Origin of the sequence: Reyranella sp. (assembly GCF_036558665.1) — a bacterium.
Taxonomy (GTDB): Bacteria; Pseudomonadota; Alphaproteobacteria; order Reyranellales; family Reyranellaceae; genus Reyranella.
The window spans coordinates 23735-38149 of the sequence record NZ_DATBFE010000090.1 but is presented as its reverse complement, the minus strand read 5'-3'; the positions used below and the strand labels follow the sequence as shown (position 1 = coordinate 38149).

Sequence of the window (14415 nt, the reverse complement as noted above, 5' to 3'; positions counted from 1 at the left end):
AGCCCGTCAACGGGCGGCGATCCGGCTCATCGCCTCGGGCAGGGCGTCGAACCGCTCGATCACCGCCTCGGCCCCCAGTTCGCTTGCTGGTCGCACGGTGTAGCCCCAGCTCACCAGCACGGCCGGCAGGCCGGCGCCGTGGGCGGCCTCCACGTCGTGGATCGAATCGCCGATCATGACGGCGCGCCCGGGGTCGCCGCCCATGCGCTCGATCAGCATCAGGATATGCCGCGGATCGGGCTTGCGGACGGGAAAGGTGTCGGCCCCGGCGAGGCCCGCGATCGGCGGCATCAGCTTCAGGTGCTCGAGGATCATGCGCGACGGCGTCTCGAACTTGTTGGTGCAGACGCCCTGCTTCAGGCCGAGCCGGTCGAAGCGGGCAACGACCTCCGCCACGCCGTCGAAGGCGACGGTGTGCCCGACCGGGTCGGCCTCGTAGTAGCGGACGAACTCGCGGGTGACGGCGCTCAGCGCGGCGTCGTCCAGCATCTTGCCGTGGCTGGCGAAGGCCTTGGCCATGGTGACCTTGCTGCCCTGGCCCATGAAGACGCGCACGTCGTCCTCGCTGACCGGCGGCAGGCCGTGACCGGCCAGCACGCGGCTCACCGCGAGCTGCATGTCCCTGGCGCTGTCGATCAGGGTGCCGTCGAGGTCGTAGATCACGGTGTCGAAGCGAGTGGTGATGAGGGCGTCGGCGGAAGCTTGCATGCACCCTCCTTAGCACATCCATCTTGCAGGACCGCCAGCCCCGTGGCATCGACCCGACATGAAGTCACCCGTTGCGGTAGTGGTCCTGGCGGCCGGCGCCGGCACACGCATGAAATCCGCCCGGCCGAAGGTGCTCCATCCGCTGGCCGGCTGGCCGATGCTGCGCCATGTGCTCGAGAACGTGACGCGCCTGAGGCCGGCGCGGGTGGTGGGTGTGGTCGGGCCCGACGCCAAGGAGGTGGCTGCCGCCTTCGCGCCTCATCCGACGGTGGTGCAGCGGCGGCCGCTCGGCACCGGGGATGCGGTCAAGGCGGCCCTCGCGATGCTGAAAGGCCATGACGGGCCGGTCCTGGTCGTCTATGCCGACGCGCCGCTGATCACGACAGCGACGCTGCGCAAGCTGGTCGATGCCTGCCGCCGCGACAAGGCCGCCGTCGGCGTGCTGGGCTTCAGGGCGCACGATCCGTCTCCCTATGGCCGCCTGATCGTGCAGGACGGCAAGCTCGAAAGGATCGTCGAGAGCAGGGACGCCGACGAGATCGAGAAGAAGATCGACTTCTGCAATTCCGGCGTGATGTGCCTCGACGGCGCGCTCCTGGCAGCGTTGCTGGGCGCCATCGGCAACGACAACGCGAAGGGCGAGTTCTACCTCACCGATGCCGCAGCCATCGCCCGCGCGGCCGGGCACCATGCCATCGCCGTCGCGGGCGAGGAGGCGGAGTTCCAGGGAGTGAACTCGCGCGCCGAGCTCGCGCTGGCCGAGCGCGCGCTGCAACAGCGTCTGCGTGCGGCGGCGATGGACGCCGGCGTCACGCTGGTCGATCCCGAGACCGTGTGGCTGTCGGCCGACACGCGCCTTGCGGCCGACGTCACCATCGAGCCCTACGTTCGCCTGGGCCGGGGCGTCACGATCGCGTCCCATGCCGAGATCAAGTCCTTTTGCGACCTCGAAGGCGTGCGCATCGGCAAGGGCGCCAGGGTCGGTCCTTTCGCCCGCATCCGTCCGGGTTCCGACGTGGCGGACAACGTGCACATCGGCAATTTCGTCGAGCTCAAGGCGACCAAGATGGGGCGGGGCGCCAAGGCCAACCATCTCGCCTATCTCGGCGATTCCGATATCGGCGGCGCCAGCAATATCGGCGCGGGGACGATCGCGGTGAACTACGACGGCTATGGCAAGTACCGGACGGTGATCGGCGCCGAGGCGTTCATCGGCTCCAACAGCTCGCTGGTCGCTCCGGTGCGCGTCGGCAAGGGCGCCAACGTCGCTGCCGGAAGTGTTATCACCGAAGATGTACCACCCGGCGCATTGGCGCTCGGACGCGCACGGCAGGCGACAAAGAAAGGGCGCGCCGCTCCGCTTCGTGCGAAACTGAAGGCCCGCGCGGCGGCGGCCAAGCGGACACGGCAGAAATAGCGACACTCCGTCCGGACGGTCCTCCATGTGCGGCATCATCGGAATCATCGGCAAGGCGCCCGTCACTCCGCTGCTGGTCGATGCGCTGAAGCGGCTGGAATATCGCGGCTACGATTCGGCCGGCGTCGCCACGCTGGTGAACGGCCACATCGACCGCCGCCGCGCCGAGGGCAAGCTCGTCAGGCTCGAGGAGCGGCTTGCGCGGGAGCCATTGCCGGGAACGATCGGCATCGGCCACACGCGCTGGGCGACCCACGGCAAGCCCAGCGAGCGCAATGCCCATCCGATCGCCACCGATCGCGTCGCGATCGTGCACAACGGCATCATCGAGAACTTCCAGGAACTCAAGGACGAGCTGCTCGCCGAGGGCCGTCGCTTCGAGAGCGACACCGACACCGAGGTGGTGGCGCAACTGCTGACCTCGATGCTCGAGCGCCAGGTCTCGCCGGAAGAGGCGATGGGCAAGGCGATGGAACGGCTGCGCGGCGCGTTCGCGCTGGTGGCGCTGTTCAGCGGCCGTCACGACATCCTGATGGGCGCCCGCCGCGGCAGCTCGCTTGCCGTCGGCCATGGCGACGGCGAGATGTATGTCGGCACGGATGCGCTCGCTCTTGCGCCCTTCACCCGACGCGTGAGTTATCTCGAGGACGACGACTGGGTCGTGCTGACCGCGAACGGCTGCAACGTTTACCAGGGCCGTACCGAGGTGAAGCGCGAGATCCGCCAGAGCGGGATCTCGGGCGCGATGATCGGCAAGGGCAATCATCGTCACTTCATGATCAAGGAGATCTACGAGCAGCCGGCGGTGGTCGGCGATACCCTGCAGACCTATCTCGATCCGGCGACGCGCTCGGTGACGCTCCCTGCCCTGCCGTTCGACTGGAGCAGGGTGAGCCGGCTCACCATGACCGCCTGCGGCACCGCCTGCTTTGCCTGCCAGGTGGCGAAATACTGGTTCGAGAAGCTCGCGCGCCTGCCGGTCGAGGTCGAAGTCGCCTCCGAGCTGCGTTACCGCGAGCCGCCCTTGCCCGAAGGCGGCGTCTGCATCGCCGTCTCCCAATCGGGCGAGACCGTCGATACGCTGGCGGCGCTGCGCTACGCCAAGGCGCAGAAGCAGACCATCCTGTCGGTCGTGAACGTGCCCGAAAGCGCCATCGCGCGTGAATCGCACGTCGTGCTGCCGACGCTCGCCGGGCCCGAGATCGGCGTCGCCTCGACCAAGGCCTTCACCACCCAGCTCACGGTCCTGCTGACGGCCGCCATCGCCGCCGGGCGGGCACGCGGCACGCTCGCCGGGGCCGACGAAGCGCGCCTGGCGCATGCCCTGATCGAATTGCCGGCGCACATCAACGAAGCGCTGAACATGGAGGAGCAGTACCGCCACATCGCCGAGAACATCCTCGCCGAGGCGCGCGACGTGCTCTACATGGGCCGCGGCGCGTCCTTCCCGGTGGCGCTCGAAGGGGCGCTGAAGCTGAAGGAGATCTCGTACATCCACGCCGAGGGCTACGCCGGTGGCGAGATGAAGCACGGGCCGATCGCGCTGATCGACGAGCTGGTGCCGGTCGTCGTGGTGGCGCCGAGCGACGCGATCTTCGACAAGATCGCCTCCAACTTCGAGCAGGTGAAGGCGCGCGGCGGCAAGCTGGTGCTGATGACCGACGCCGCCGGCGCGGCGCGCCTGGGCGGGCAGGCCATCGCCACCATCACCCTGCCGACCGTCGACCCCGTGGTGGCGCCGATCCTCTACACGGTGCCGGCCCAGCTTCTCGCGTATTACACGGCGGTGGCCAAGGGCACCGACGTCGATCAGCCGCGCAATCTCGCCAAGAGCGTGACCGTCGAATAGGGCGCGGCCGGCGCGGTTTGCGCTGCCGCCAGTCTAGCGCGTGCCCTGGGGAAGCCCGGGCGCCAGGCCCGGCGGCGGCGCAGGCTTGGGCTGCGCGGGGGCGGGCGCGGGCGCCGGCCGGGGCGGCTGCGCCGGAGCGAGCGTCTGGACGAGCGCGCGCAGCTTGGCGCCTTCGGCCGCCTGGGCCTTCTTGAATTCTTCCTCGTTCAGGAAGTGATCCTTGTTGAGGTCGAGCTGGATGAACTGCTCGACCGCGTGCGCGGTCAGCTCGACGCGATCGAGCATGCCGTCCTTGTTGGTGTCGATCTCCGCGAACTTGTGCAGGGCGATCTGCTTGCGCAACTCGAAGGGCGGCAGCCCCTTCGCTTGCGGGCCGTCGGGCGGGCCGGCCACCACGGCGATGAACTCGTCGCGCGTCACCTTGCCGTCGCCGTTCTTGTCGAGATGGTCGGCTTCGCGCAGTTGCATGTCGATGAAGTCGTTGATCGCGACCAGGCCCTGGCGGCGCTGCGCCTCGGCCTGCTGGCGCTGCGCGGCGGCGCGCTGCATCGCCTGCTGGATGATCAGCCTGAGCTCCGGCTCCGTCACCTTGTTGTCGCGATCGGTGTCGTACTGGTTGAACTCCGCCTGGACGACAGCCTCGGCCTCGGCGCGCTCGACGAAACCGTCGCGGTTGGTGTCGAGATTCTGGAACTCCGCGCGCGCCCGCGTGCGCCGCTCCTCCAGCGACGGCACGCCCTGTCCGTCATGCGAGAAGGGCGGTTCGGCGACCTTGAGGAATTCCTCCAGTGACAGCTTGCCGTCCTTGTTGGTGTCGAGCTGCTCGAACGTCTTCATCCGGTACTTCAGGAATTCCGCGCGCGTCACCTCGCCCTTGTTCGCCGTGTCGATCTCGTGGAACCAGGAGGGAAGCGGAACCGGCGCATTGCTGCTGCTCTGCGGCGCAGGGCTGGCGGGCGACGTTGCGGGGGCGGGAGCGGCGGGAGCGGCGTGAGCAGGAGCGGCGGGTGCTGCAGGAGGTGCCGGGGTCGTCTTCGGCGTTGCCGGCTGGGCCGGAGCGGGCGTCTGGGCGGCGGCCGGTACCGTCGCGACGGCAGCGGCAACGAGGATCAGACAAAAGGCACGTTTCATAGGCGGTGAGCCGGCAAGTCTTGAAGGGGAAATCCGTATCGGCGGCAACGCGACCGGTGTCAACGTCCGCGCTGCAACACCTTCCTGCGACGCAATCGCGCCAAAAGCATGACTCAGCGCCATTTGAGTTGCTTCGGTCGGCGGGATGGGCCATCGTGGCCGCTCTGCAGGCTTCGGAGAAGGGCCGCAAGTACTTGGGAGGAAAGGGTAATTCCGCGTCGTGGGCATGTTGAATGCGCGCCCGCGGAACCACTGTACAACATGGCAGAACCGTCTTCTTCCAACGGCTCCGCACTCTTGAGCGTGCGCGATGTTTCGGTCCGCTTCGGCGGTATCGTGGCACTCGACGGCGTCACGTTCGACGTATTCAAGGGGCAGATCGCGGGCCTGATCGGTCCCAACGGCGCCGGCAAGACCACGCTCTTCAACTGCCTCAGCCGGCTCTACACGCCGAACGGCGGCGACGTGCTGTTCGAGGGCAAATCGATTCTCGACCGGCCGCGCCACGACATCCCGCACATCGGCATCGGACGCACCTTCCAGAACGTCGCCCTGTTCGACCGCATGACCGTGCTCGACAACGTGAAGGTCGGCTGCCACAGCGTGAGCTCGACCAGCTTCTTCGACAACGCCCTGCGCCTGCCCAAGGTCCAGGGCGAGGAACGGCGCATCGAAGGGCGCGCGCGCGAGCTGATCGAGTTCATGGACCTGACGCCCTTCACCAACGCAATTGCCGGACCATTGCCCTTCCCGATCCGCAAGCGCGTCGAGCTCGCGCGGGCGCTGGCGTCGAGCCCCAAGCTGCTGCTGCTCGACGAGCCGGCCGCCGGTCTCAATCACGACGAGATCGAAGTGCTCAAGGGCCAGATCAAGCGGGTCCGCGACACCCAGAACGTGACCGTGCTGCTGGTCGAGCATCACATGAGCCTGGTCATGTCGGTCTCCGACAAGGTCGTGGCGATCGACTTCGGCAAGAAGATCGCCGACGGGTCGCCGGCGGAAGTGCAGCGCGATCCGGAAGTGATCCGCGCCTACCTGGGGACTTCATGATGGCGTCGCTGCTGGAAGTGAAGGCGCTCAAGGCGTTCTACGGGCCGACCCAGTCGCTGTACGACGTGAATTTCGACATCCCGACCGGCGGGATCACGACCTTGCTGGGGGCCAACGGCGCCGGCAAGACGACGACCCTTCGCGCCATCTGCAACATGGTGCGGACCGACGGGGCGATCCGCTTCGACGGCCATGACATCCGCGGCAGGCCGACCGAGGAGATCGTGCGCCTCAGGATCGCGCACGTGCCGGAGGGACGCGGCACCTTCACCTCGCTCACGGTCGACGAGAATCTGCGCATCGCCGCCTACACGCGCAAGGACAAGAGCGAGGTGAAGGCCGAGCTCGATCGGGTCTTCAGCTATTTTCCGCGGCTCAAGGAACGGGTCCAGCAGCAGGCCGGCACGCTGTCCGGCGGCGAGCAGCAGATGCTCGCCATTGCCCGCGCCCTGATGCTGAAGCCGCGGCTGATGCTGCTCGACGAGCCGTCGTTCGGCCTCGCGCCTTTGATCGTGGTGGAGATCTTCCGCATCCTGAAGCGCATCAACGAAGAGGAGAAGGTGAGCATCCTGCTCGTGGAGCAGAACGCCGCCCTCGCGCTCGATCTCGCCTCGCACGCCTACGTCCTCGAAACCGGGCGGGTCGTGATGTCCGGCCCCTCGTCGGTCATCAAGGACGACGAGAACATCCGCAAATCCTACCTCGGTTACTAAGGTACGGAGACCCTTAGCGATGGAACAGTTCCTCGAACAGCTCGCCTCCGGCCTCGCCAACGGCGCCATCTACGCCTGCGTGGCGTTGGCGCTGGTCATGATCTACGTCTCGACCGATCACCTCAATTTCGCCCAGGGCGAGATGGCGATGTTCAGCACTTATATCAGCTGGCAGCTGATGCAGTGGGGCCTGAATTTCTGGGTCGCGTTCGTCGGTGCGGTCCTGATCTCCTTCGTCCTGGGGCTGCTGATCGAAAGGGTCATCCTGAGACCGCTTCACAACGCGCCGGTCCTGTCGGTCGTGGTGGTCTTCATCGGGCTGCTCGCGATCTGCAACTCGATGGCGGGCGCGATCTGGAGCTACCTGATCAAGGAATATCCTTCGCCCTTCCCCAAGAGCAGCTTCGGCATCGGCGGGGTCATCGGCGCGCACCAGCTCGGCGTGGTGCTGGTCACCCTGATCGTGCTCAGCCTGCTGTTCGTGTTCTTCCGCTTCACGCCGCTCGGGCTTGCCATGCGCGCGGCGGCGCAGAACCCGCAGATGGCACGGCTGGTCGGCGTGCGCGTCGACTGGATGCTGGCGCTGGGCTGGGGGCTCGCGGCCGCGGTCGGCGCCGTCGCCGGCATCATGGTGGCGCACATCGTCTATCTCGACCCGAACATGATGGGCGGCATCCTGCTCTACGCCTTCGCCAGCGCCCTGATCGGCGGCATCGGCAATCCCGGCGGCGCGGTGCTCGGCGGCTTTATCGTCGGGGTGCTGGAGAACATGGTCGCCTACACCGGCAACCAGATCGAGAAGCTGACGGGCGTGTACATCATCGGCAACGGAGAGAAGCTCACGGTGGCGCTGATCATCGTCATCTTCGTGCTCACCCTGAAACCCGCCGGCCTGTTCGGCCGCGTGGTCGTGAAGAGGGTCTGACATGCCGCCGTTCCCGAGGAAGTGGTTGGCGGTCCTGGTCGCGCTCGCGATCCTGATTCCGCTGCTCCATCCGGTGATGCCGGACCTGGTGTCGAACTATCGCCTGTTCCTCGTCAGCACGATGATCATCGCCTCGATCGCGGTGCTGGGGCTCAATCTGCTCACCGGCTTCAACGGCCAGATCTCGCTCGGGCACAGCGCCTTCTATGCGGTCGGCGCCTATACCGCCGCCATCCTGATGGACAAGCTCGACTGTCCCTACTACCTGACGGTGCCGGCGGCGGCGATCCTGTCCTTCGTGGTCGGCTACCTGTTCGGCCTGCCGGCGCTGAGGCTCGAAGGCCATTATCTGGCGCTCGCCACCTTCGCGCTGGCGCTGTCGGTACCGCAGATCCTGAAATACAAGTGGCTCGAGGACCTGACCGGCGGCGTGCAGGGCATCGTCCTGCTCAAGCCCGAGGTGCCGTTCGGCCTGCCGCTGACCGAGGACCAGTGGCTCTACTACTACTGCCTGATCGTGATGCTGATCCTCTACTGGGCGGCGGCCAACATCCTGAAAAGCCGCAGCGGCCGGGCAATGATGGCGATCCGCGACTACAAGATCGCCGCCGACACGATGGGCATCGACACCGCGCTCTACAAGACAGTAACCTTCGGCATCAGTGCGGCCTACACCGGCATCGCCGGCGCGCTGTCGGCCTCGGCCATCGCCTTCGTGGCGCCCGACAGTTTCGGCTTCTTCCTGTCGATCAAATTCCTGATCGGCCTGGTCGTCGGCGGGGTCGGCTCGCTGACAGGCTCGGTGATCGGCGGTATCTTCTACGTTCTGGTCGACAATTCGGCCCAGGCGCTCTCGACCTTCGTCAAGAACGACCTCGGGCTGCAGTTCGATCTGTCGGCCTATACCGTCTTTGGTATCCTGCTGATCGTGCTGATGTACCTGATGCCCATGGGCATCGCCGGCGGGCTTTTCATGGCGATGCGGCGGCTGCGCCGCGGCTGACGGTCGCCGGTTTACAGCAAACAGCGTGAGGGTAGTTCATGGAGTAAGAAAACTAGGAGGCCTACATGTACAAGACGAACAGACGTACGTTCGTGGCCGGCGTCTCGGCCGCGGCGATCGTTTCCGGTACCCGAGTAGCGTCCGCGCAGAAGAAGTACGACGACGGTGCAAGCGACACAGAGATCAAGATCGGTCACACCAATCCCTACAGCGGGCCGGCCTCGTCCTACGGGGTCATCGGCAAGCTCCACCAGGCCTACTGGAAGGCCGTCAACGACCGCGGCGGCATCAACGGCCGCAAGGTCAACTTCATCACCTACGACGACGGCTACAGCCCGCCGAAGACCGTCGAGATGGTGCGCAAGCTCGTCGAGGAGGACAAGGTGCTGTGCACCTTCAACACGCTCGGCACGCCGTGCAACACCGCGATCCACAAGTACATGAACCAGAAGAAGGTGCCGCAGCTCTACGTCGCGACCGGCGCCTCGAAGTGGGGCGACCCGCAGCACTTCCCGTGGACCATGGGCTACCAGCCCGACTACCAGACCGAGGCGGTGATCTACGCCAAGCACATCCTGGCCAACGTCAAGGGGGCCAAGATCGGCGTGCTGATGCAGAACGACGACTATGGCAAGGACTACTACGAGGGCTTCAAGAAGGGCCTCGGCAAGGACGTCGGCCAGATCGTCAAGCACGTGACGTATGAGACGACCGATCCGACCGTCGACAGCCAGGTCATCCAGCTCAAGGATGCCGGCGCCACCGTCTTCTTCAACATCTCGATTCCGAAGTTCGCCGCCCAGGCGATCCGCAAGGCCGCCGACATCGGCTGGAAGCCGACTCAATATCTGAACAACGTGTCGGCATCGGTCGCCGCCACGATGAAGCCGGCCGGCTTCGACAATTGTCAGGGCATCATCAGCAGCCAGTACCTGATGGATCCGACCGACCATCAATGGAACTCGAACGCCGACATGAAGACCTGGCAGGATTTCATGGCCAAGAACATGCCGGGTGCGAACACCGCGGATGCCAGCTACGTCTACGCCTACTCGGTGTCGTATCTGATGGAGCAGACGCTCAAGAATTGCGGCGATAACCTGACGCACGCCAACCTGATGAAGCAGGCGGCGAGCTTCCAGAAGTTCCGCATTCCGCTGCTGCTGCCGGGTATCACGGTCAGCACCAGCGCGACCGATTTCTATCCGATCCAGGCGATACGGCTGGCCCGTTTCAACAAGGATTCGTGGGATCAGTTCGGCGACATCATGCATGCGGAGAGCACCTGATCCGCGCGGCATCGGAACGAGAGCGGAGGCCGCCGGCAGCCTGGCGGCCTCTCGCAGAAGGAGAAGGCGGGCATGAACAGCAACAGGCGTAGCTTCGTCGGCGGCATGTCGGCTGCGACCTTGCTGTCGACCGCCCGCGTCGCGTACGGGCAGAAGCAATATGACGAGGGCGCGAGCGACAGCACGATCAAGCTCGGCCACACCAACCCGTACAGCGGTCCGGCCTCGTCCTACGGCGTGATCGGCAAGGGGCTGCAGGCCTACTGGAAGATGGTCAACGACCAGGGCGGCATAAACGGCCGCAAGATCGACTTCATCACCCTCGACGACGGCTACAGCCCGCCCAAGACCGTGGAATGCGTGCGCCAGCTCGTCGAGCAGGACAAGGTGTTCTGCATCTTCAACCTGCTCGGCACGCCGACCAACACGGCGGTCCACAAGTATCTCAACCAGAAGAAGGTGCCGCAGCTCTACGTGGCGACCGGCGCCTCGAAATGGGGCGACCCGCAGCACTTTCCGTGGACCATGGGCTACCAGCCCGACTACAACACCGAGGCCCAGATCTACGCCAAGCACATCCTGGCCAACGTCAAGGACGCCAGGATCGCCGTCCTGATGCAGAACGACGACGCCGGCAAGGACTATGTCGACGGCTTCAAGAAGGGCCTCGGCAAGGACGTCGACAGGATCGTCAAGCTCGCCAGCTACGAGGTGACCGACCCGACGGTCGATTCCCAGGTCATCCAGCTCAAGAGCTCGGGCGCCGACGTCTTCTTCGTGAACGGCATCCCCAAATTCGCGGCCCAGGCGATGCGCAAGGCGGCCGACCTCGGCTGGAAGCCGCGGATCTATCTCGTCAATGTCTCGGCGCAGGTGGCGAGCACCATGGAGCCGGCCGGCTTCGACAACGTGCAGGGCGTGATCACCGCGGCCTGGCTCAAGGATCCGACCGACAAGCAGTGGGACAACGACGCCGAGATGAAGGCGTGGCATGCCTGGATGGCGAAGTACATGCCGGGCGGCAACCTCGGCGAGGTCAACTATGTCTATGCCTATTCGGTGGCGTTTCTGATGACCGAGACGCTGAAGAGATGCGGCGACATGCTCACCCGCGCAAACCTGATGAAGCAGGCCGCCGACTTCCGGAAATTCCGCGTCCCCGGCTTGCTGCCCGGCATCACGGTCAGCACGAGCCCGACCGACTTCTATCCGGTCCAGGCGGTTCAGCTCCAGCGTTTCAAGGGCAAGACATGGGAACTGTTCGGCGACGTCATGTCGGCGGAGAGCACCTGATCCCGGGGGATCGAGGTCGAGGAGGGAGGCTGCCGGTGCTTGGCAGCCTCTGGTTTTCAAAGGAGGCAGGAGTGAAGACAAGCAGGCGTACGTTTATCGGCGGCGTATCCGCGGCGGCCATCGTCTCGGGTACGACGGCGGCGTTCGGGCAGAAGAAGTACGACGAGGGGGCCACCGACAGCGAGATCAAGATCGGCAACACCAACCCGTACAGCGGTCCGGCCTCGTCCTACGGCGCGATCGGCAAGACGATCGATGCCTACTGGAAGAGCGTGAACGAGGCCGGCGGCATCAACGGCCGCAAGGTGAACTTCATCACCATGGACGACGGCTACTCGCCGCCCAAGACGGTCGAGGTGGTGCGCCAGATGGTCGAGCAGGAGAAGATCTTCGCGCTGTTCCAGTCGCTCGGCACGCCGTGCAACACGGCGATCCACAAGTACATGAACCAGAAGAAGGTGCCTCAGCTCTACGTGGCGACGGGCGCCTCGAAATGGGGCGACCCCAAGCACTTCCCGTGGACCATGGGGTTCCAGCCCGACTACCACACCGAGGCCGTGATCTACGCCAAGCACATCCTGGCCAACGTCAAGGACGCGAAGATCGCCGTGCTGATGCAGAACGACGACTTCGGCCGCGACTATCTCGGCGGTCTTCAGGAGGGACTGGGCAAGGAGACCAGCCGCATCATCAAGCAGGTCACCTACGAAGTGACCGACCCGACCGTTGACAGCCAGATCATCCAGCTCAAGGACTCCGGTGCCAACGTCTTCTTCAACATCTCGGCGCCGAAGCAGGCCGCCCAGGCCATCCGCAAGGCGGCCGACATCGGCTGGAAGCCGGCGCACTACCTGGTGAACGTCTCGGTCTCGGTCGCGGCGGTCATGAAGCCGGCCGGCTTTGAGAACAGCCAGGGCATCCTGACGGCCGCCTATCTGAAGGACGCCACCGACAAGCAATGGGATGACGACGCCGAGATGAAGGCGTGGCGGGCCTGGATGGACAAGAACATGCCGGGCGCCAACAAGGCCGACGCCAACCATATCTACGGCTACGCGGTCAGCACCCTGATGCACGAGACATTGAAGCGATGTGGCGACACGCTGACCCGGGAGAACCTGATGAAGCAGGCCGCTTCCTTCAAGAAATTCCGCGTACCGCTGATGCTGCCCGGTATCACGGTCAATACCAGTGCGACCGATTTCTATCCCATCCAGGCGGTCCAGCTCGCCCGCTTCAAGGGCGAGACGTGGGATCGGTTCGGCGAGATCATGCACGCCGAGAGCAGCTAGACCGCCTCTCGAAACGCAGACCGAAAAGGCGAGGAAAGGGCCGTCGAAACTTCGACGGCCCTTTCTTTTGTCGCTTCCCTCGCGCGGCATTTCGGAGGAAAAGTCCGCACCTTTTGGCAATTGGGAGGGTGAAGTAAGTGAGGACGAACAGGCGTACGTTCATCGGCGTTTCGGCCGCCGCTTTGTTGTCCGGCTCCAGGCTGGCGTTCGCGGAAAAGAAGTACGACGACGGGGCGACCGATACCGAGATCAAGCTCGGTCATGCCGGTCCCTATAGCGGGCCCGCCTCCGCCTACGGCGTGATCGGCAAGGGCATCGAGGCCTACTGGAAGATGGTCAACGACCAGGGCGGCATCAACGGCCGCAAGGTCAACTTCGTCACCTACGACGACGGCTACAGCCCGCCGAAGACCGTGGAGGTCGTGCGCCGGCTGGTCGAGCAGGACAAGGTGCTCTGCCTGTTCAACACGCTCGGCACGCCGTCGAACACCGCGATCCACAAGTACATGAACCAGAAGAAGGTACCGCAGCTCTATGTGGCGACCGGTGCGTCGAAGTGGGGCGATCCCAAGCACTTCCCGTGGACCATGGGCTACCAGCCCGACTACAACACCGAAGGCCAGATCTACGCCAAGCACATCATGGCCAACGTCAAGGACGCGAAGATCGCCGTCCTGATGCAGAACGACGACTTCGGCAAAGACTATGTCGACGGCTTCAAGAAGGGCCTCGGCGGCGATGCGGGCAAGATCGTGAAGCTCGTCACCTACGAGGTCACGGACCCGACGGTCGACAGCCAGATCATCCAGCTCAAGGATACCGGCGCCAACGTCTTCCTGAACGTCGCGACGCCGAAGTTCGCGGCACAGGCGATCCGCAAGGCGGCCGACATCGGCTGGAAGCCGGCGCAGTACATGACCAACGTCTCGGCCTCGGTCGCTGCCGTGCTCAAGCCGGCCGGCTTCGACAATGCGCAGGGCATCATCACCGCGGCCTATCTCAAGGACCCGACCGACAAGCGCTGGGCCGACGATGCCGAGCTGAAGGTGTGGCGCGAGTTCATGACCAAGTACATGCCGGGCGCCAACCAGGGCGATGGCAACTACGTCTATGCCTACACGGTGTCCTACCTGATGCACGAGACGCTGAAGAAGTGCGGCGACACGCTGACGCGCGAGAACGTCATGAAGCAGGCCGCCAACTTCCAGAAGTTCCGGGTGCCGGGCCTGCTGCCGGGCATCACCATCAACACCAGCCCGACCGACTTCTTTCCGATCCAGTCGGTCCAGCTCGAGGCCTTCAAGGGCGAGAGCTGGGAGCTGTTCGGCGAAGTCATGTCGGCCGAGAGCGCCTGACGCCTGACGCCTGACGCTTGAAGCGCGGGAGCGAGAGAGGCCGCCGGTTTCCGGCGGCCTTTTGCGTTGTGGCACTGTGCGACCGACGAGGCTTTTCAAATGCGGCGACGACCTCGTGCGCGAGAACGTCATGAAGCAGGCCGCCGGCTTCCACGGTCTGCAGTTGCCGCTGGTGCTGCCCGCAATCACGGTGAACACCGGCACGGCCGACTACTACCCCCTGCAGGCGGTCCAGCTGTCGCGCTTCAAGGGAGAGTCGTGGGACCTCTTCGGCGAGGTTATGCACGCCGAAAGCAGCTGATCGGGCTCCGCGGGAAGAGAGCGAGGGCCGCCGGGTTCCGGCGGCCTTTTGCCTCGCGCTACGTCACGACAATGCCGCTTTTCCGCCAG

Annotated in this window: 13 protein-coding genes; 11 read left to right on the top strand and 2 right to left on the bottom strand. The window is 65.2% G+C overall.

Features of this window, described 5'->3' with window-relative positions; all coding sequences use genetic code 11:
- Positions 1-6 precede the first annotated feature (6 nt).
- A complete protein-coding gene (locus tag VH499_RS14715) occupies positions 7-708 on the bottom strand; it encodes an HAD-IA family hydrolase (protein ID WP_332053492.1) in 702 nt (233 codons plus the stop codon).
- Between the two features lie 58 nt (positions 709-766).
- Between VH499_RS14715 and glmU the strand changes: the two genes are divergently transcribed.
- Together glmU and glmS are read left to right on the top strand one after the other, a co-directional pair.
- Positions 767-2125 (top strand): bifunctional UDP-N-acetylglucosamine diphosphorylase/glucosamine-1-phosphate N-acetyltransferase GlmU, encoded by a 1359-nt coding sequence (gene glmU, locus VH499_RS14710; protein WP_332053491.1) that lies wholly within the window; start codon positions 767-769, stop codon positions 2123-2125.
- Positions 2126-2150: 25 nt separating this feature from the next.
- Positions 2151-3974: a glutamine--fructose-6-phosphate transaminase (isomerizing) gene (glmS, locus tag VH499_RS14705; protein ID WP_332053490.1), complete on the top strand. Its 1824-nt coding sequence runs from the start codon at positions 2151-2153 to the stop codon at positions 3972-3974.
- Positions 3975-4007: 33 nt separating this feature from the next.
- On the opposite strand, the gene VH499_RS14700 is transcribed toward glmS, so the two are convergent.
- Positions 4008-5105 (bottom strand): EF-hand domain-containing protein, encoded by a 1098-nt coding sequence (locus VH499_RS14700; RefSeq protein ID WP_332053489.1) that lies wholly within the window; start codon positions 5103-5105, stop codon positions 4008-4010.
- A gap of 261 nt (positions 5106-5366) precedes the next feature.
- Here VH499_RS14700 and VH499_RS14695 point away from each other — a divergent pair, with 261 nt between their 5' ends.
- The 9 genes from VH499_RS14695 (at position 5367) to VH499_RS14655 (ending at position 14326) form a co-directional block, all read left to right on the top strand.
- On the top strand, positions 5367-6155 hold the full coding sequence (locus VH499_RS14695) for an ABC transporter ATP-binding protein (RefSeq protein ID WP_332053488.1): 789 nt from the start codon (positions 5367-5369) through the stop codon (positions 6153-6155).
- The gene (locus tag VH499_RS14690) at positions 6155-6868 is read left to right on the top strand and encodes an ABC transporter ATP-binding protein (protein WP_332053487.1); all 714 of its coding nucleotides are present in this window, start codon (positions 6155-6157) and stop codon (positions 6866-6868) included. The genes VH499_RS14695 and VH499_RS14690 overlap by 1 nt, the downstream gene beginning before the upstream one ends.
- A 19-nt stretch (positions 6869-6887) precedes the next feature.
- A complete protein-coding gene (locus VH499_RS14685) occupies positions 6888-7793 on the top strand; it encodes a branched-chain amino acid ABC transporter permease (protein ID WP_332053486.1) in 906 nt (301 codons plus the stop codon).
- A 1-nt stretch (position 7794) separates the two neighbouring features.
- Positions 7795-8796, top strand: a complete 1002-nt coding sequence (locus VH499_RS14680) for a branched-chain amino acid ABC transporter permease (protein WP_332053485.1) — start codon at positions 7795-7797, stop codon at positions 8794-8796.
- Positions 8797-8861: 65 nt separating this feature from the next.
- The gene (locus tag VH499_RS14675) at positions 8862-10085 is read left to right on the top strand and encodes an ABC transporter substrate-binding protein (protein ID WP_332053484.1); all 1224 of its coding nucleotides are present in this window, start codon (positions 8862-8864) and stop codon (positions 10083-10085) included.
- A 72-nt stretch (positions 10086-10157) separates the two neighbouring features.
- Positions 10158-11378 (top strand): ABC transporter substrate-binding protein, encoded by a 1221-nt coding sequence (locus VH499_RS14670; RefSeq protein ID WP_332053483.1) that lies wholly within the window; start codon positions 10158-10160, stop codon positions 11376-11378.
- 71 nt (positions 11379-11449) lie between these two features.
- A complete protein-coding gene (locus VH499_RS14665; protein ID WP_332053482.1) occupies positions 11450-12670 on the top strand; it encodes an ABC transporter substrate-binding protein in 1221 nt (406 codons plus the stop codon).
- 137 nt (positions 12671-12807) lie between these two features.
- Entirely contained in the window at positions 12808-14025 is a 1218-nt protein-coding gene (locus VH499_RS14660; protein ID WP_414709787.1) for an ABC transporter substrate-binding protein, read from the top strand.
- A gap of 76 nt (positions 14026-14101) precedes the next feature.
- Entirely contained in the window at positions 14102-14326 is a 225-nt protein-coding gene (locus VH499_RS14655; protein WP_332053481.1) for a hypothetical protein, read from the top strand.
- Positions 14327-14415: the final 89 nt, after the last annotated feature.

Coding starts and splice junctions, on each gene's coding strand:
- VH499_RS14685 (WP_332053486.1), top strand. CDS start 6,888: ATGGAACAGTTCCTCGAACAGCTCGCCTCCGGCCTCGCCAACGGCGCC.
- VH499_RS14670 (WP_332053483.1), top strand. CDS start 10,158: ATGAACAGCAACAGGCGTAGCTTCGTCGGCGGCATGTCGGCTGCGACC.
- VH499_RS14690 (WP_332053487.1), top strand. CDS start 6,155: ATGGCGTCGCTGCTGGAAGTGAAGGCGCTCAAGGCGTTCTACGGGCCG.
- glmU (WP_332053491.1), top strand. CDS start 767: ATGAAGTCACCCGTTGCGGTAGTGGTCCTGGCGGCCGGCGCCGGCACA.
- glmS (WP_332053490.1), top strand. CDS start 2,151: ATGTGCGGCATCATCGGAATCATCGGCAAGGCGCCCGTCACTCCGCTG.
- VH499_RS14680 (WP_332053485.1), top strand. CDS start 7,795: ATGCCGCCGTTCCCGAGGAAGTGGTTGGCGGTCCTGGTCGCGCTCGCG.
- VH499_RS14700 (WP_332053489.1), bottom strand. CDS start 5,105: ATGAAACGTGCCTTTTGTCTGATCCTCGTTGCCGCTGCCGTCGCGACG.
- VH499_RS14695 (WP_332053488.1), top strand. CDS start 5,367: ATGGCAGAACCGTCTTCTTCCAACGGCTCCGCACTCTTGAGCGTGCGC.
- VH499_RS14715 (WP_332053492.1), bottom strand. CDS start 708: ATGCAAGCTTCCGCCGACGCCCTCATCACCACTCGCTTCGACACCGTG.
- VH499_RS14675 (WP_332053484.1), top strand. CDS start 8,862: ATGTACAAGACGAACAGACGTACGTTCGTGGCCGGCGTCTCGGCCGCG.